Source organism: Devosia sp. Root413D1 (assembly GCF_001425235.1).
GTDB lineage: Bacteria > Pseudomonadota > Alphaproteobacteria > Rhizobiales > Devosiaceae > Devosia_A.
Genome location: NZ_LMEA01000011.1, coordinates 127747 through 143371, shown reverse-complemented (window position 1 = coordinate 143371; position 15625 = coordinate 127747). Strand labels below are relative to the sequence as shown.

General features: G+C 65.2%; 15 protein-coding genes. 11 read left to right on the top strand and 4 right to left on the bottom strand.

Going from position 1 to position 15625, the window contains the following annotated elements:
* Positions 1–19: 19 nt before the first annotated feature.
* The 4 genes from ASC89_RS18060 to ASC89_RS18045 all read left to right on the top strand — a co-directional run bounded on the left by ASC89_RS18060 (position 20) and on the right by ASC89_RS18045 (position 6338).
* Positions 20–1555 (top strand): sugar ABC transporter ATP-binding protein, encoded by a 1536-nt coding sequence (locus ASC89_RS18060; RefSeq protein WP_056000336.1) that lies wholly within the window; start codon positions 20–22, stop codon positions 1553–1555.
* Positions 1555–2529 carry an ABC transporter permease gene (locus tag ASC89_RS18055; RefSeq protein ID WP_055882228.1) on the top strand — a complete coding sequence of 325 codons (975 nt, stop codon included), beginning with the start codon at positions 1555–1557 and terminating at the stop codon, positions 2527–2529. Before ASC89_RS18060 ends, ASC89_RS18055 begins: the two co-directional genes overlap by 1 nt.
* A 68-nt stretch (positions 2530–2597) precedes the next feature.
* The gene (locus ASC89_RS18050; protein ID WP_056000333.1) at positions 2598–4667 is read left to right on the top strand and encodes a hydantoinase/oxoprolinase family protein; all 2070 of its coding nucleotides are present in this window, start codon (positions 2598–2600) and stop codon (positions 4665–4667) included.
* Between the two features lie 6 nt (positions 4668–4673).
* A complete protein-coding gene (locus ASC89_RS18045; RefSeq protein ID WP_056000326.1) occupies positions 4674–6338 on the top strand; it encodes a hydantoinase B/oxoprolinase family protein in 1665 nt (554 codons plus the stop codon).
* Positions 6339–6366: 28 nt separating this feature from the next.
* Here ASC89_RS18045 and ASC89_RS18040 read toward each other — a convergent pair whose 3' ends face one another.
* The 3 genes from ASC89_RS18040 to ASC89_RS18030 are packed head-to-tail and all read right to left on the bottom strand — an operon-like array spanning position 6367 to position 7499.
* Complete coding sequence (locus ASC89_RS18040; RefSeq protein ID WP_056000323.1) at positions 6367–6711, bottom strand: TfoX/Sxy family protein; 345 nt, start codon at positions 6709–6711, stop codon at positions 6367–6369.
* A gap of 15 nt (positions 6712–6726) precedes the next feature.
* A complete protein-coding gene (locus ASC89_RS18035) occupies positions 6727–7056 on the bottom strand; it encodes a TfoX/Sxy family protein (RefSeq protein WP_056000320.1) in 330 nt (109 codons plus the stop codon).
* The gene (locus ASC89_RS18030; protein ID WP_056000318.1) at positions 7053–7499 is read right to left on the bottom strand and encodes a GFA family protein; all 447 of its coding nucleotides are present in this window, start codon (positions 7497–7499) and stop codon (positions 7053–7055) included. Before ASC89_RS18030 ends, ASC89_RS18035 begins: the two co-directional genes overlap by 4 nt.
* 80 nt (positions 7500–7579) lie before the next feature.
* Between ASC89_RS18030 and ASC89_RS18025 the strand changes: the two genes are divergently transcribed.
* The 7 genes from ASC89_RS18025 (at position 7580) to rpsD (ending at position 14096) form a co-directional block, all read left to right on the top strand.
* The gene (locus ASC89_RS18025) at positions 7580–8149 is read left to right on the top strand and encodes a GNAT family N-acetyltransferase (RefSeq protein WP_056000315.1); all 570 of its coding nucleotides are present in this window, start codon (positions 7580–7582) and stop codon (positions 8147–8149) included.
* Positions 8067–8873, top strand: coding sequence for a GNAT family N-acetyltransferase (locus ASC89_RS28205; RefSeq protein WP_082528251.1), 807 nt, complete (start codon positions 8067–8069; stop codon positions 8871–8873). The genes ASC89_RS18025 and ASC89_RS28205 overlap by 83 nt, the downstream gene beginning before the upstream one ends.
* 202 nt (positions 8874–9075) lie before the next feature.
* Complete coding sequence (locus ASC89_RS18015) at positions 9076–10533, top strand: GGDEF domain-containing protein (protein WP_056000312.1); 1458 nt, start codon at positions 9076–9078, stop codon at positions 10531–10533.
* 16 nt (positions 10534–10549) lie between these two features.
* A complete protein-coding gene (locus ASC89_RS18010; RefSeq protein WP_055882201.1) occupies positions 10550–11368 on the top strand; it encodes an RNA methyltransferase in 819 nt (272 codons plus the stop codon).
* 72 nt (positions 11369–11440) lie between these two features.
* On the top strand, positions 11441–12679 hold the full coding sequence (locus ASC89_RS18005) for an MFS transporter (RefSeq protein WP_056000306.1): 1239 nt from the start codon (positions 11441–11443) through the stop codon (positions 12677–12679).
* 123 nt (positions 12680–12802) lie between these two features.
* Positions 12803–13273: a hypothetical protein gene (locus ASC89_RS18000; protein WP_056000303.1), complete on the top strand. Its 471-nt coding sequence runs from the start codon at positions 12803–12805 to the stop codon at positions 13271–13273.
* A 205-nt stretch (positions 13274–13478) separates the two neighbouring features.
* On the top strand, positions 13479–14096 hold the full coding sequence (gene rpsD, locus ASC89_RS17995) for a 30S ribosomal protein S4 (protein WP_055882197.1): 618 nt from the start codon (positions 13479–13481) through the stop codon (positions 14094–14096).
* A 99-nt stretch (positions 14097–14195) separates the two neighbouring features.
* Here rpsD and ASC89_RS17990 read toward each other — a convergent pair whose 3' ends face one another.
* Positions 14196–15569 carry a peptide transporter gene (locus tag ASC89_RS17990; RefSeq protein ID WP_056000299.1) on the bottom strand — a complete coding sequence of 458 codons (1374 nt, stop codon included), beginning with the start codon at positions 15567–15569 and terminating at the stop codon, positions 14196–14198.
* Positions 15570–15625 lie beyond the last annotated feature (56 nt).

The following is a 15625-nucleotide window of genomic DNA, read 5'->3' as shown; positions in this document are numbered from 1 at the left end:
AGCCGTTCTGGAGACGCCCATGACCACGCCAAGCATCGCCGTTCGGGTGCGCGGAGTCGCCAAGAGCTTTGGCGGGACGCGCATCCTCGAGGGCATCGACGTCGAGATCGCCGCGGGCACCGTGCACGCGCTGGTCGGCGAGAATGGCGCCGGCAAATCGAGCCTCGGCAAGATCATCGGTGGCTATTACATGCCGGACGAGGGGGAGGTTGAAATCCTGGGCGCCCGGGTGGCGCGCTTTTCGCCGCGCGACGCGTTGGGTCTTGGCGTCGCCATGATCCACCAGGAGCTGCAGCTCGCGCCCGAGCTCAACGTGGTGCAGAACGTGTTTCTCGGCCGCGAGAGCCAGCGCGCCGGCATCCTCGTCGGCGGCGACACCGCCCGTTTCGCAGCGTTGGAGAAGGCCTGCGATTTCGGCATCGATCCGCTCGCCAAGGTGGCGACGCTACGCATCGCCGAGCGCCAGAAGGTCGAGATCATGCGCGCCATCGCCCGCGATGCGCAGGTCATCATCATGGACGAGCCGACTTCGTCGCTGACGGAGGACGAGGCCGACCGCCTGCATGAGGTGATCCGGCGGCTGAAGGGGCAGGGCAAGACTGTGATCTATGTCAGCCACTTCCTCGACCACATCCTGGCCAATTGCGACAACGTCACCATCATGCGCGACGGCAAGGTGGTGCGTACCTCGCCGATGACGGGCGAGACCAAACAGACGCTGGTCGATTCCATGCTCGGGCAGGCGGCCGAAATCCTCTGGCCGGCGCTGCCCGCCGCCCCGGCCGAAACGCTGCCGCCGATAGCCGAGCTGCGCGGGGTCAGCACCGGCACGGGGCTCTCCGATGTTTCCCTCGTTATCCGCCCGGGCGAGATCGTCGGGCTGGTCGGCCTGGTCGGCTCGGGCCGCACCGAGGTGGCGCGCGCCCTATTCGGCGCCGATCGGATCACCGGCGGCGAGTATCTGATCGAGGGCGCGCCGGTGCGCGGCCGCTTCACGGTCCACGACGCCATCGCCGCCGGTGTGGCGCTGGTGCCGGAGGACCGGCGCAAACAAGGCCTGGTGCTGACGCAGCCAACCCGCTTCAACATAAGCCTTGGCACGCTCGGCCGGATCAGCCGCTTCGGCATCCTCGACCGCGGCGCCGAGATCAGGCAGACGCGCGAGATGATCGGTCATTTCGGCATCGTGCCGGGCGCGATCGACGGCCGGGTGGCCCGCTATTCGGGCGGCAACCAGCAGAAAGTGCTGCTGTCCAAATGGGCGGTTGCCAAGCCCAAGCTGCTGATCCTCGACGAGCCCTCGCGTGGCGTCGATATCGGCGCGCGGCGGCGCATTCACGATTTCATCGTCGAGATGGCGAGGCAGGGTGTCGGCGTGCTGCTGATTTCATCCGAGCTCGAGGAAGTCATCAACCTCTCCCATCGCTGCTACCTGCTCAGCGAAGGTCGGATCTTCGCCGAGGAGCCCGCCGCCGCGCTGACGGTGGAGGCGGCGCTGACCCGCGTCTTTCTCGAACAGAACAGCCAACGCAATCGCCAGGAGGCTGCCAGCTGATGGCCGACACCACCCTCACCAAGACACCCAGCGCCGTGCGCCGGCGCTTCGATATCGGCGACTTCGTGCGCCAGTATGGTGTGCTTATCATCATCGCGGTGATGCTGCTCGCTCTCACCATGCTGTCGCCGTCGTTCCTGACGCCGCGGAACCTGTTCAACATCCTCAACCAGTCGACGCCGCTGTTCATCATCGCCTGCGCGCTCACCCTGGTGATCATCGGCGGCGGGTTCGATCTCTCCACCGGCGCCATTTTCGGCGTCGCCTCAGTGAGTGCGGCGTATCTCGCCGTCAATGTCGACCCGCTGGTGGCCATCATCGCGGCGCCGCTGATCGGGCTCCTGCTGGGCTCGATCAACGGCATCATCATCACCGCCTTCAACGTCCACTCGTTTCTCGTGACGCTGGCAACCAGCCTCGTCTATCGCGGCATGGCCATCCTCATCACCAACGGCAAGCTGATCCCGGTGCGGGTCGAGGAATTTGCCTGGCTCGGCCGCGCCAAGCTCGACCTGGTCAATGTCGCCGTGCTGGTGATGCTGGCGTTCATGGCGCTGATGATGTTCATGCTCAACCGCACGACGCTGGGCCGCGCCATCTTCGCGGTGGGCGGCAACGAGGAAGCGGCGCTGCTTTCGGGCATCCGCACCAACCTGGTCAAGATCATCACCTTCGCGGTTTCCGGTGGCGCAGCGGGCCTGGCCGGAGTGATCACCGTGTCGCGCCTCTCCATGGGCGAGCCGCAGGCCGGCACCGGCTACGAGTTCGAGGCGATCGCAGCGGTGATCCTGGGCGGCACCTCGATCATGGGCGGCGCCGGCGCCATCTGGCGCTCGATGGCCGGCGTGCTGCTGATGGCGCTGATCGGCAACGGCTTCAACATCCTCAACGTGAACCCGTTCTTCAAGGACCTGACCACCGGTGTGATCATCGTGCTCGCCGTCGCGCTCGCCGCGACCGGCAACAAGCGATGAGCGTGCGCCACCCCCAGGATACTGCGCCGTCGGCCCCCGACCGCGGCGCGCAAACGAGAGACTGAGATATGTCCGACAAGATTACCCGCGTGGCCACCGATGTCGGCGGCACGTTCACCGACCTCGTGTACTTCGAAACCGACACGCGCACTGGCGCGCAGAGCGTGCGCACCGAAAAGTCGGACACCACTCCGCCCGAGTTCGAGAAGGGCGTGCTCGATGTGCTGGCCAAGGCGGGCGTCGCGCTCGATAGCCTCGATTTCCTCGCTCATGGCACCACCGTGGTGATCAACTCGCTGACCGAGCGCAAAGGCGCCAAGGTTGGCCTGATCACCACGAGAGGGTTCCGCGACGTCTTGGAAATCGGCCGCGGCAACCGCCCGGATTTCTTCAACCTCAAGTACAAGAAGCCCGAACCCTTCGTCGCGCGTTACCTGCGCCGGGAGCTCGCCGGCCGCATCGATTTCCATGGCAACGAGCAGGTACCGCTCGACCTGGCAGACCTCGCGCCGATCGTTGCCGACTTCAAGGCCGATGGCGTTACGGCCGTCGCCATCTGCTTTATCCACGCCTATGCCAATCCGTCACATGAAGAGGCGGCGCTGGCCGAGCTGCGCCGGCTGTGGCCGGAGGTGATCGCCGTCGCCTCGCACCAGATCACCCGCGAATGGCGTGAATACGAGCGCACCTCGACGACGATCCTGTCGGCCTATGTGCAGCCGGCGGCGCAACGCTATCTCGAGCGGCTGGAAACGGGCCTTCGCGACCAGGGCTATGCCGGCGGGCTCTATGTCATGCAGTCCAACTGCGGCGTTGATACCGTGGACTCGATCAAGCAGACACCGATCACCATGGTCGAATCCGGCCCGGCCTCGGGCTTCTGGGGTGCGGCCGAGCTCGGCCGCATTATCGGCGAGCCCGACGTGCTGGCGCTCGATATCGGCGGCACCACCGCCAAATGCTCGCTGATCAAGGGCGGCCATGTCACCATCAAGACCGACTACTGGATCGAGCGCGACCGCAAGTCGGCCGGCTACCCGATCATGGTGCCGGTGGTCGACCTGGTCGAGATCGGCAATGGCGGCGGCTCCATCGCCTGGGTCGACGAGTTCGACAAGCTGCATGTCGGCCCCCGCTCCGCCGGCGCGGTGCCGGGCCCGGCCGCCTATGGCCGCGGCGGCGTGAACGCCACCACCACCGACGCCAACCTGGCGCTCGGCCGCATCAACAAGGACTACTTCGTCGGCGGCAACGTCGTCGCCGACATGGAGGCGCTGAACGGCGCGCTGGCCGAGCTCGGCGGCAAGCTCAAGATGAGCAATATCGAGGTGGCGCGCGGCATCGTGCGCATCGCCAATTCGAACATGGTCAACGCGCTGAAGCTGGTGTCGGTAAACCGCGGGTACGATCCGCGCGATTTCACCATGGTGGTGTTTGGCGGTGGCGGTCCGATGCATGGCGCCGAGCTTGGCAAGGAACTGGGCGTCAAGAAGGTCGTGGTGCCGCGTGGCGCTTCGGTGTTCTCGGCCTGGGGCATGCTGATGTCGGACCTCAGGCGCGATTATTTCGTCACCCAGCTGATGGATGCTGACGACCACCAGAGCCTGTCTGGCCTGCTGAGCCGCACCCGCGAACGTGCCATCGCGGATTTCGCGCGCGGCAACGTGCCGGCCGACAAGGTGAGCATCACCGGTCTCGTCCGCGTGCGCTACCAGAACCAGGAGTTCGCCGTCGAAGTGCCGCTGCCGGCGGGCGAGCCGAGCCCGGTCTCCATGGCCGAACTGATCGCCAACTTCCACGATGCCTATGAGCGCGAATACACCTATCGGCTCGACGCCGGCGTCGAGATCATCGGGCTGCACCTGGTGGCGGCCTCGGAGGTCGGCAAGCTCGAGATCACCAGACTGGAGCGGACCGGCGCCAGCCTCGAGGCCGCGATCAAGGGCCGCCGCGACGTCGACTACGCGACCGACGGCGTCCATGAGGCCACCATTTACGACGGCACGAGGCTTGAGCCCGGCATGAGCTTTGCCGGCCCGGCGGTGATCGAGGATCCGGGCACCACGGTGGTCATCCAGCCGGGCAACCGTGTCAGCATCGACGACTACGGCAACATCCACATCGCGATTGAGGGCTGAAGCGACATGAGCAAGCACGACCCCGTCACCTTTGACATCATCCAGAACGCCCTCGAAGCGATCGCCGACGAAATGTTCGTGGCGCAGCGCAAGGCGTCGATGTCGGCCATCATCTACGAAGTGCTCGACCTCTCGTCGTCGATCCTCGATCCAGTCGGCGATATCGCCGCGGCCGGCGCCGGCATTCCGGCCTTCATCGGCGTGCTCGACAAGGCGGTCAAAGGTATCCTCAAGAAGTTTCCGCTGGAGAGCGTCCGGCCGGGCGACCTCTATGCTTCCAACGACCCCTATTACGGCGGCGTAACGCATCTCAACGACATGGTGCTGACCTCGCCGGTGTTTTCAGGCGACCGGATCGTCGCCTGGGTCGCCAACATCGCACACTGGAACGATGTGGGCGGGAACGTCCCCGGTTCGATGTCGGCCGACGCCACCGAGATTTTTCAGGAAGGCGTGCGCATCCCGGCGGTCAAGCTGTTCGACCAGGGCGTCGCGAACCAGGCGGTGTTCGACATCCTCTACGTCAACACCCGGCTGCCCGATTTCCTCAAGGGCGACCTGTGGGCCGGCATTGCGGGGCTGCGCATCGGTGAGCGCCGCGTGCAGGAACTGCTCGCCAAATACGGCGCCGATACCTACCTCGCCGCTGTGGCTGACTACATGGACCTGGGCGAGCGCCGGGCGCTGGCGGCGCTCGGGCAGATGCCGGCCGGCACCTACGACTATTCGGAAACCCAGGACGACGGCGCGGTGCATAATGTTCGCCTCGTCATCACGCCGGAAAAGTTCACCGTCGACCTGCGCGGTAACCCCAAGCAATCGGGCTCCAAGAACTCCTCACGCGAGGGCTCCGAGATCGCCCTGCAGCTGGCCTTCAAGGATTTCACCGATCCGGACGGCCCGGGCAATGGCGGCTGCTTCCGTCCGCTCGAGGTGATCACCGAGCCCGGCACCATCTTCCACGTCGTCGAACCGGGCGCGCTCGGCTACTATTCCGAGGTCGAGATCCGCTTGTTCGACATGACGCTCAGGGCGCTGGCGCACCATTTCGGCGGCATCGTGCCGGCCGGCAACTTCGCCTCGATCTGCGGCACCGTGATGGGCGGCAAGCACCCCGATACCGGCCGCCATTACACCATCGTCGAGCCACAGGTGGGTGGCTGGGGCGGCTGGGACGGCAATGACGGCAATTCGGGACAGTTCTCCGGCTTCCACGGCGAAACCTTTAACTGCCCGGCCGAGATCGCCGAAGCCCGCTATGGCATGTTCGTCGACCAGGTGGCGCTCAATGCCGAGCCTGGCGGCGAGGGGCAGTGGCGTGGCGGCAAGGGCATCGAGGTGCATTACCGGGTGCGTGGCGACAACAACTTCCTGTCGCTCGGCTATACCCGCTCCACCATACCCCCATGGGGCGTCGCCGGCGGCCTCGACGGCTCGCTCAACTATGTCGAGTTGCGCCGCACCGATGGACGCAGTGAGCGCTATGCGTTCGCAACGAACGTGGTGGTGAACACCGGCGACGTGATCCGCATCGTCACCGCCAATGGTGGCGGCTATGGCGATCCCAGGGATCGCAGCAACGACGCGATCGCCCGCGATATCCGCGATGGCTATCTGACGCGAGAACGTGCGCTGGAGGTCTACGGCACTGAGGGCAAGCTCGGGGGCTGAACCTTCTGAAGGGGCCCGCGGCGGCTCTCTATTTCGGTGGCATGGCGGCGACCCAGCGCTCGGCGGTTTCGACCCAGTCGCGCAGGTGGTCGTCTTCCTCGATCGCTTCGGCATCGACCCAGATGAAGCCGCGCATCGCCTTGTCGCCGTGGATCATCTGGGTGGCGCCGGGGCGAGCAAGGGCGGCCTCGTTATTGTCCTTGCCGACGCTGAGCAGGATGCGCCCATCTTTCTTGCAGCCGACCAGGATGCGGCCGTTGAGCAGGAAGGTGAGCCCGCCGAACATGGTCTTTTCGGTGATGCGCGGGTCGCCGTCGAGGATGTCACGGATGCGCTCGGCGAGGTGCGTCATGGTGGTGGAAGCGGACTTCATTTCGGGGGCAGGGGCCTATTTGGGGGGAAGGGTTTTGGCATAGCTGAGGGCGTAGGCGATCCAGCGGCTGAGCGCCGCGTCGTCGGGCGTGCCGCCGGCCGCTACCGCGATGAAGCCGGTCATCGGGCGGGCGCCCATGTGCATCTGGTAGGCACCGGGCATGGCGAGCGCCTCGGCCTGCTTTCCGGGATCGATGCGGACCAGCAGCTCGCCCTTGGCGGTGGTGCCGATGGCCATGTTGCCCCCGAGCATGAAGCCGAGGCCGCCGAACATCTTCTTTTCGATGAGGCCGGCGGGCAGCAGCGGCCGAAGGCGGTCGCCCATGGTGTCGGAGGCGCTGCTCATCGGGGTGTCTCCGGATCGCGGTAGGTGTCGTGCTGCGGGAGGCCATCGGGCAGGGCGTCCCACTCGTGATGGCTGCGGGCGAAGATCAGCTGGTTGGGTGCGAACCAATCGGCGCTGGAACCGAAGAGGCCGACCGGCAGCATCAAGAGGTCTGGGGCGCGGCTCGACTGGGCGTAAAGCGGCGTGCCGCAGGCGGGGCAGAACCAGCGGGTCAGCGTAGCGCCGGAATGGGCGGGCCGGGCGAAGCTGGCGGTAGGGCCGGTGACGGTGACGTCGGCGGGGCGGGCCAGGGCGACGGTGGAATGCCCGGTGCCGGTGGCGCGCTGGCAATCCTCGCATGAGCACATGAACATCGAACGGATGCGGCCCGCTACCGACAGCGTAACCTCGCCGCAGGCGCAGTTGGCGCGGAGCTCGATCTCGGGTTTGGCGTTCGCGGTCATGCGCGCATGCTGACACCGAGGATTTGCCATCCGCAAGTCGTCTGCTTGATCGCCGATGGCGCTGGCTTTAGACGAACGCCATGGTCTACGCGCCTCACTATCCGATCGAAACCGAGCGGCTGCGGCTGCGCCCGTTCACGCGCGGCGATGTCGACGCGGTGTTCGCGTACCGGCAGCGCGAGGATGTGGCGCAGTATCTGTTCGACGGCCCGATGAGTCACGAGAGCGTCACCGAAGTGGTGCAGCAGCGGATCGGGCAGTACGAGCTCACCAACGAGGGAGACAAGGTCTTCCTCGCGGCCGAGCTCAAGGCGTCGCCGCGAGTCATCGGCGAGGTGTCGCTGATCCTGCGCGACGGGCCGGCGCGGCAGGCCGAGATCGGTTACATTTTCCACCCCGAGTTCCATGGGCGAGGCTATGCCACCGAGGCGGCCCGCATGCTGCTGCAGATGGGATTCGAGGGCGCCGGGATGCATCGGATCTACGCGCGCTGCGACGCCCGCAACGCCGGATCGTGGAAGGTGATGGAGCGGCTGGGCATGCGGCGGGAAGCGCATTTCCGCGAGCATGCGCTGTTCAAGGGCGCCTGGGACGAGGAGTTCGTCTACGCCCTGCTCGAAGGCGAATGGCACCACCGCGCCGAGCGCTAAGTCCTGCCAAGGACTTGGCTATTCCCGCTCGACCGAGTGGATTTGGCAAGATATTTCAACGACTAAGGCGGAACCGCCATCAACCCGTCGCGTTGCTGGAGTAAGCAGCACCATGAGGGGAGGAGCGGAGATGGCGATGCCTGACTTTCCGATTGAGACAGAGAGACTTACTCTCAGGAACTTCCACAAATCCGACCTGGACGCCGTCATGGCGTACCATGCCTTGCCCGAGGTGCAACGTTACCTCGACTGGAAAGCGCGCGACCGGGTGGAGGTGAAAGCCGCCCTCGATGCGATGTGTGCGCAGCACCGGCTGACCCGGCCGGGCGATGCGCTGACCCTGGCAGTAGTACGCAAGGCCGACGATATGCTGATCGGGCAGATTTCGTTGCGCTGGACCGACGCAACGGCGGGGCAGGCCGAGTTGCGCTTCATTCTAAGCCCCGCCCAGCGGCGGCAGGGCTATGCGCGGGAATCGGTCCGCGCCATGCTGGATCTCGGCTTCAACGAGCTCGGGCTGCACCGGATCTATGCCCGGTGCTCGGGGCGGAACCAGGCTTCGGCCAAGCTGCTAAAGGATATCGGCATGCGGCTCGAGGCGCATTTCCGTGAGCATGCGCTGTTCCAGGGCGAATGGGACGAGGAGCTGCATTTCGCCATTCTCGATCGCGAATGGCTGCGCGGCAGCAAGGTGAAGGAACTGAGCCACCACATGGTGGCCTGATTTCACGCGCGCGTTATGGTAGAGCCAAGGCGGCTGGGCGTCGACTTGGTAAAGCCGCATGGCTGGCATGCAAACTGCCTGACGCCTGCCAGGCCGCGTGGTCTACTTGTTGCTGCTGAGGCATCGCGTTTCGGCAGAATGCTGATTGAGGGGTCAGGCGTTCGGCGCGATGTCGCGAATGGACGCACGCATAGAGGACCCCATGGACTTGACGCCCGCGGCCGGGGGCAGCCGCACCCCCAGCTTTCTATCGTTTCACGCCCGCGACGTGCTGATCGTCGCCACCCTCATCTTCCTTGCCGCCATCGCCGGTAGCCTGTCGCGACCGATCGGGTTCCTTGCGGCATTCTGGCCCGCCAACGCGGTGCTCGCCGGTGTGCTGGTGCGCTCGCAACGGCTGCGCACGTTGCCGGTGATTCTCGGCGCCGCCGCCGGATACCTCGCGGCGGCAGTGGTGATAGGCGACAGCCTGCGCCTCGCCCTGGTGCTGACCGGCGGCAACCTGCTGGGCGTGCTCGCCTTCATGCTGCTGTTCGGTTCGCTCGAGCCGGAAGACCGGGCGCTGTCGCGACCGCAGGGCGTGATCTCGCTGCTGCTGATGGCATGCGCCGCGTCGGCGGCCGCCGGCATTGTCGGCGGGGTGGCGCTGAGCGAGATCACCGGCCTCAGCTATTTCGAGGCGTGGGCCGGATGGTTCGCAGCCGAGCTGGTGAACTATCTGGCGTTCCTGCCGGTGCTGCTGACGGTGCCGCCGCCATCGAAGTGGCTGCCGCTGCCCAAGCTGCGGGCAGGCCGGGCGTGGAGGCTGCTGCTGCCGGTTGTGGTGCTTGGCGCGGCGATCGGTTTGTCGCTGCTGGTGGCGCATCCGGTCGCCATCGTGTTTCCGGTGCCGGCGCTGATCTGGTGCGCGCTGGCGCTGCCGCTGGCTGCCACGGCGGTGCTGGTGATGATCTACTCCGGGCTGGCGATGATCGGCATCAAGCTCGGACTGTTCGACCTGGGGCTCGGCGCCGATGTGACGGGCGATGCGATCACCGCAGTACACATGGCCGTGGCACTGGTGGCGTTGGGGCCGATGGTGATCGCCAGCGTCAATGCGGAACGCCGCCGCCGGATCGAGCAACTGGAACGGCTGGCGCGCCACGATTCACTGACCGATGCGCTGACCCGCAGCACCTTTATGGACGAAGGGATCCGGCTGCTGTCGCAACTGCTTGAAGAACAGGCGGCGGTCGCGGTGCTGGTGCTCGATGCCGACCATTTCAAGCAGATCAACGACGTGCACGGCCACCCCTCCGGGGATCGGGTGCTGGTGGCGGTGGCAGCGGCGATCCGCACCGCCATCCGACAGGGCGATCTGTTCGGCCGGATCGGCGGAGAGGAGTTTGCGCTGGTGCTGCCGCGGGTGACGCGGCGCGAAGCCCAGGCGGTGGCGGAGCGGATGCGCAAGGCCGTCGCCAACCTCGCGGTGGTACTGGAAAGCGGCAACCTGCAGCGGATCACCGTCAGTATCGGGGTGGCATTCGACGTCGCAAGCAGCGGCGGGCTCTCCGAAATGGTTTCGCTCGCCGACCGCGCGATGTATGAGGCCAAGCGGGCAGGGCGCGACCAGGTGGTGGTCTCAGACCTCGATGGATCGGAACGCCCGCCGATGCACTGAAAGGATGTCAGGGCCGATGGCCGGAACCGATAAATCGCAGGAGTTCACCTTCCGGCCAAGCCCGGCGATCATCCTGTGCGAACCGCAACTGGGCGAGAATATCGGTACGGCGGCGCGGGCAATGGCGAATTTCGGGCTGTGGGACCTCAGGATCGTCAACCCGCGTGACCCGTGGCCGAACGAGCGGGCCATCGCCGCGGCATCGCGGGCCGACCACGTCATCGACAAGGTGCGCGTGTTCGCGACGGTCGAAGAGGCGATTGCCGACCTGCAACTGGTGTTCGCCACCACCGCCCGACGGCGCGATATGCAGAAGCCGGTCTATGGCCCCGAGGAAGGGGCGCAGCGGATGATTTCGCACATCGCCGGCGGCGAGAAGGCCGGGCTGCTGTTCGGGCGGGAGAAATGGGGCCTCTATAACGAGGAAGTGGCGCTCGCCGACGCCATCGTAACCTTCCCGGTCGAGGCGGCGTTTGCCTCGCTCAACATCGCGCAGGCGGTGCTGCTGATGGCGTATGAGTGGCGCCAGCAGGCGGACAAGGGCGAGGTGCTGCCGTTCAGCGGCGGGCTCGACCCGACCGCACCGCGCGAGGAACTGATCGGGCTGTTTCTGCATCTCGAGGAAACGCTGGATCGTACCGGCTTCTTCAAGACCGAGGACAAGCGACCGACCATGGTGGATAACCTGCGCGCCGCATTTGCCCGGGCGCAACTCTCGACCCAGGAAATCCGGACGCTGCGCGGCGTGATTTCGTCGATCGACCGGGCGCATCTGCGGCAGGGGCGGAAGGCGCGAGAGGCCGAGGCGGCAAAGGCGGCGAAGTCCGAGGACTGACCTCCGGGCAGCCGAACAACGCCCAAAGTATGCTTTGACGCCTTGTCGGTGCGCGTGGCATCACCCATCACCATGTCTTCTCCCCCCGCCGCCGAGCCCTCCAAGCTCGCCTTCAGTTACCGGAACTTCCGCTTCTTCTGGCTGACCACCCTGCTGGTCAGCTTTGCGGTGCAGATCATGTCGGTGTCGATCGCCTGGCAGATCTACGACGTGACCGGCGAGGCGTTCCTGCTCGGGTTGGTGGGGCTGTCGCTGTTCCTGCCGGCGCTGGTGCTGATCCTGATTACCGGGCTCACCGCCGATCGCTTCAACCGGCGGATGATCATGGCGATCTGCCTCGGGGTGGAACTGCTCTGCGCGCTGGGCTTCCTGGCCTTCGTCAATGCCGAGGCGCACGAGGTGTGGCCGATCTTCGGCATTCTCGTCGTGCTGGGCACGGCGCGGGCGTTCTGGAGCCCCGCCGCGCAATCGCTGGCGCCCAACCTCGTGCCGCCGGAAGCGCTGGCCAACGCCATCACCACCAATATGTCGGCCTGGCAGTTCGCCTCGATCGCAGGCCCGGCGGTGGGTGGGTTGCTCTATGGCATCGCGCCGTCGGTGGCCTTCGGTGCCGGCGCGGTGCTGCTGGTCATCGCCATGGGCTCGGTGCTGATGATTTCGAAGCCGCAGCATCGGGAGTCGCACCAGGCGACCAGCCTCGAGACCATGCTGGCGGGCTTTCGCTACATCTTTTCCAACAAGGTGGTGCTGGGGGCGATTTCGCTCGACATGTTCGCCGTGCTGATGGGCGGCGCCGTGGCGCTGCTGCCGATCTATGCCAAGGACATCCTCCATGCCGGTCCGCAGGAGCTCGGGTTCCTGCGCGCGGCGCCGGGCATCGGCGCCATCGCCATGGCGCTGTTCCTGACCCGCTTCCCGATCCGCGACCATGCGGGGAAGCTGTTGTTCCTGTTCGTCGGGCTGTTCGGCGCCTTCACCGTGCTGTTCGGCTTTTCGACCACGGTCTGGATCTCGGTGCCGGCGTTGGCACTGGTCGGCGCCTCCGACATGGTGAGCGTCACCATCCGCGAGACCATCATGCAGCTCTGGACCCCTGAAGAGGTACGCGGCCGGGTGAACGCCGTGAACTCGGTGTTTATCGGCGCCTCGAACGAACTGGGCGAGTTCCGTGCCGGCACGGTGGCACATCTGATCGGGCCGGTGCCAGCGGTGGTGATTGGCGGCTTCGGCTCGATCGCCATCGCGGTGCTGTGGAGCCGGCTGTTCCCGGGGCTGAGAAACCAGCGCACCCTCGACCGGAAAATGGTTTAGCCCGCTACGGGTTGACACGAGTTGAAATAATCTGAGTCCAGAACTTAAAGCGCCGAACAAGTGAGCGCGGGCTAATTCTACCCTGCAGGCCGGAGCGTCCGGCCGCATGCAAGGGAGGAAAGGATGCCTCAACACACGGACAACTACGAACTCAAGTGCCCGGAAAAGCTGGGCAGCAGACCACCCAAGAACAACCAGCCGAACATAACGGCGACCGACGTGCATATCAACCAGACGGACGCGAGCGTCGAGGTGCTCGGGATCGGCGGGATTGATCCCAACAGCCCGGTCAGTCCGCATGGTGTCGGCATCGACGCCAACGGCGTGATCGACATCACCGGGATCAACGTGAAACCGGGTGACACGATCGTCGTGCGCCTGAAGCACAAAAAGAGCAACGCCAGGCTGCCGCTGATCTACCATTGGACCTATCCGGTGGTGGGCGGGGGCAACGGGGAAGACCAGACGCTCGCGATGCTCGACGAGGAAGGGCCGGCCACTGGCGTCGCGAGCGCCGAGTTGCAGCCGCTTCTCGAAGCCCTGCTCGAGGCAATCGGGCCACTCGAAGGCAGGACGCGCCGCAAGGAACGCTAAGCGACCGAAGCGCCGCCGGCACGCCCGAATGGCCCGCGGCGCTTGACTCCTGCGGCTTCCGCCTCTATCACGCGCCCACTTGTCGAGCCCTCGGGCTCCTCGAGCGCACCCGGGATTCCCTGAATTCAGAGAATCTGTCGGTCCGTTCCGCAAGGACGGGCAGAGGAGGGCGCAATCACTTTCGACGATCTATGAAAGGATTCCGATGTCGAAGCGCGATTCAGTTAAGCACAAGATCGACCGCCGTCTTGGCGAAAACCTGTGGGGCCGTCCGAAGTCCCCGCTCAACAACCGTGCCTATGGCCCCGGCCAGCACGGCCAGCGCCGCAAGGGCAAGACCTCCGACTACGGTCTGCAGCTGCGCGCTAAGCAGAAGCTCAAGGGCTATTACGGTTCGATCACCGAGAAGGCCTTCAAGAAGCTCTACACCGAAGCTTCGCGCGTCAAGGGCGACACCGGCGAGCGCCTGATCGGCCTGCTCGAGAGCCGTCTCGACGCCATCGTCTACCGCGCCAAGTTCGTGCCGACCGTGTTCGCGGCCCGTCAGTTCGTGTCGCACGGCCACATCCTGGTCAACGGCAAGCGCGTCAACATCCCGTCCTACCAGGTCAAGGTCGGCGACAAGGTTGAGGTGCGCGAGCGCTCCAAGCAGCTCGGCATCGTGCTCGAAGCCAACCAGCTCGCCGAGCGCGACGTTCCCGAGTACGTGGAAGTCGATCACGGTAAGCAGACCGCCGTCTACGTCCGCGTCCCGGCTTTGTCGGACGTGCCGTACCCAGTGCAGATGGAACCGAACCTGGTGGTGGAATTCTACTCGCGCTAATCGCGCGACACACCACGGAATTGGAGAGGGCCGCCCCGATGGGGCGGCCCTTTTGTTTTGGGGCGGCAGTTAAGCCGCCCTTGGGCGGCATACCCCCCGCTATTGAGCCGGCGCGCCGGAGAGGGATTCCTTGATGGGTTCCTGATCGCTCGGGATGAAGCCCTCGAACTGGTGCAGGCGCTGGTAGACCGACAGCAGATTCACGATGGTGGTCCAGGCCCGAGCGAAGAACTGGAACGACGAGGAGACCTGGCTGAACGCCGTCGAAATCTGCTGGTAGAGACCCAATGTCAGCGTTCCGGCGAGGATGGACGGCGACATGGCGAGGAGGGGTACATAGCCGACCAGGTTAAGGTACGCGTACCGCGCCAGGTTGAAGTAGGTGTAGTGGAAGTACAGCCGGAAATAGTTCTTCTGCACGTTGGCGAACAGTTGCCGCGCCGTTACCGGCTCCGCGCGATCGGCGTTGTCCTCGCCATAGACCAGCTCCTTACGATAGGCAGCCTCGACCCGCTGGTTGGCGAAGTTGAGGCCCGGAAGCTTGATGCCAACGAGGGCCAGCATCGCGGTACCGAGGGCCGCGGCGACCAATGCTACCCAAACGAGGCTACCAGGCACGGCACCCAGAATCGGGAGTTCGGTGATGTGCTGGGAGAAGCCCCAGAGCAGCGGCAGGAATACCACCAGCGTGATGAGTGAGGAGAAGAAGCTTGTGCCGAGGTCTTCCACTGTGTCGGCAAACCGCATCGTGTCTTCCTGGACGCGCTGTGCTGCGCCCTCGGTAGTGCGGATCGATGGCCAGTAGGCCATGTAGTAGGAGTTCATCGCCTTGCGCCAACGGAACACGTAGTGCGACGTGTAGAAATTGAGCAGCACCAGAACGAGGATGTTCGGCATCAGCACGGCGAAGAGGATGAATACCTGACCGTAAAACGTGGCCGGCTCCACCGATCTTGGCTGGCTGAGGGCCTGCTGCACCATATTGAAAAAGGTGCCGGACCAATCGTTGATCCAGGCATCGACCTGGACGTTGAAATAGAGAACCAGAAGGATCGCCGTCGACGAAACGACCGACCACCAGTACCACTCGTTGCGCTTGTAGAAGTACCAGAACACGCAGAACGCGATCGCGACCATCAGGACGAACTGATACTCCCAGAGCTTCGCGCCGTTGAGGAAGTTAGTATCCTCGGCGACGCAGTTGGCCGGTGTGGCGACAGGGGCGCTGCCGTCGGTCGCGGCCGGCGCGTTAGGGTTGGCAGCGCTCTGCGTTGCCGGCGCTTCATTGCTGGGCGCTGTGGAATCGGCCGCGGCTGGCGCCGGCGCGCAAATCGCCGGAGCCAGGAAACGATCAAGGCCGACTACGGAACGTATCGGCCCACCGGCGACGAAGAAGATCACGGTGGCAAGGACCATCCAGATCACGGCCGATGAGAAGAACAGCTTGGGTTCGGGGAAAAATGAGCGGAACAAGGGAGACTCCTTGGGGTTCCGTGAGGTCGGGGTCATCTAACTGACTAAATCCGCGA

Bases quoted from the DNA above. Each gene is read 5' to 3' on its own strand.
- ASC89_RS18060 (WP_056000336.1), top strand. From the start codon at position 20: ATGACCACGCCAAGCATCGCCGTTCGGGTGCGCGGAGTCGCCAAGAGC.
- ASC89_RS18055 (WP_055882228.1), top strand. From the start codon at position 1,555: ATGGCCGACACCACCCTCACCAAGACACCCAGCGCCGTGCGCCGGCGC.
- ASC89_RS18050 (WP_056000333.1), top strand. From the start codon at position 2,598: ATGTCCGACAAGATTACCCGCGTGGCCACCGATGTCGGCGGCACGTTC.
- ASC89_RS18045 (WP_056000326.1), top strand. From the start codon at position 4,674: ATGAGCAAGCACGACCCCGTCACCTTTGACATCATCCAGAACGCCCTC.
- ASC89_RS18040 (WP_056000323.1), bottom strand. From the start codon at position 6,711: ATGAAGTCCGCTTCCACCACCATGACGCACCTCGCCGAGCGCATCCGT.
- ASC89_RS18035 (WP_056000320.1), bottom strand. From the start codon at position 7,056: ATGAGCAGCGCCTCCGACACCATGGGCGACCGCCTTCGGCCGCTGCTG.
- ASC89_RS18030 (WP_056000318.1), bottom strand. From the start codon at position 7,499: ATGACCGCGAACGCCAAACCCGAGATCGAGCTCCGCGCCAACTGCGCC.
- ASC89_RS18025 (WP_056000315.1), top strand. From the start codon at position 7,580: ATGGTCTACGCGCCTCACTATCCGATCGAAACCGAGCGGCTGCGGCTG.
- ASC89_RS28205 (WP_082528251.1), top strand. From the start codon at position 8,067: ATGCGCTGTTCAAGGGCGCCTGGGACGAGGAGTTCGTCTACGCCCTGC.
- ASC89_RS18015 (WP_056000312.1), top strand. From the start codon at position 9,076: ATGGACTTGACGCCCGCGGCCGGGGGCAGCCGCACCCCCAGCTTTCTA.
- ASC89_RS18010 (WP_055882201.1), top strand. From the start codon at position 10,550: ATGGCCGGAACCGATAAATCGCAGGAGTTCACCTTCCGGCCAAGCCCG.
- ASC89_RS18005 (WP_056000306.1), top strand. From the start codon at position 11,441: ATGTCTTCTCCCCCCGCCGCCGAGCCCTCCAAGCTCGCCTTCAGTTAC.
- ASC89_RS18000 (WP_056000303.1), top strand. From the start codon at position 12,803: ATGCCTCAACACACGGACAACTACGAACTCAAGTGCCCGGAAAAGCTG.
- rpsD (WP_055882197.1), top strand. From the start codon at position 13,479: ATGTCGAAGCGCGATTCAGTTAAGCACAAGATCGACCGCCGTCTTGGC.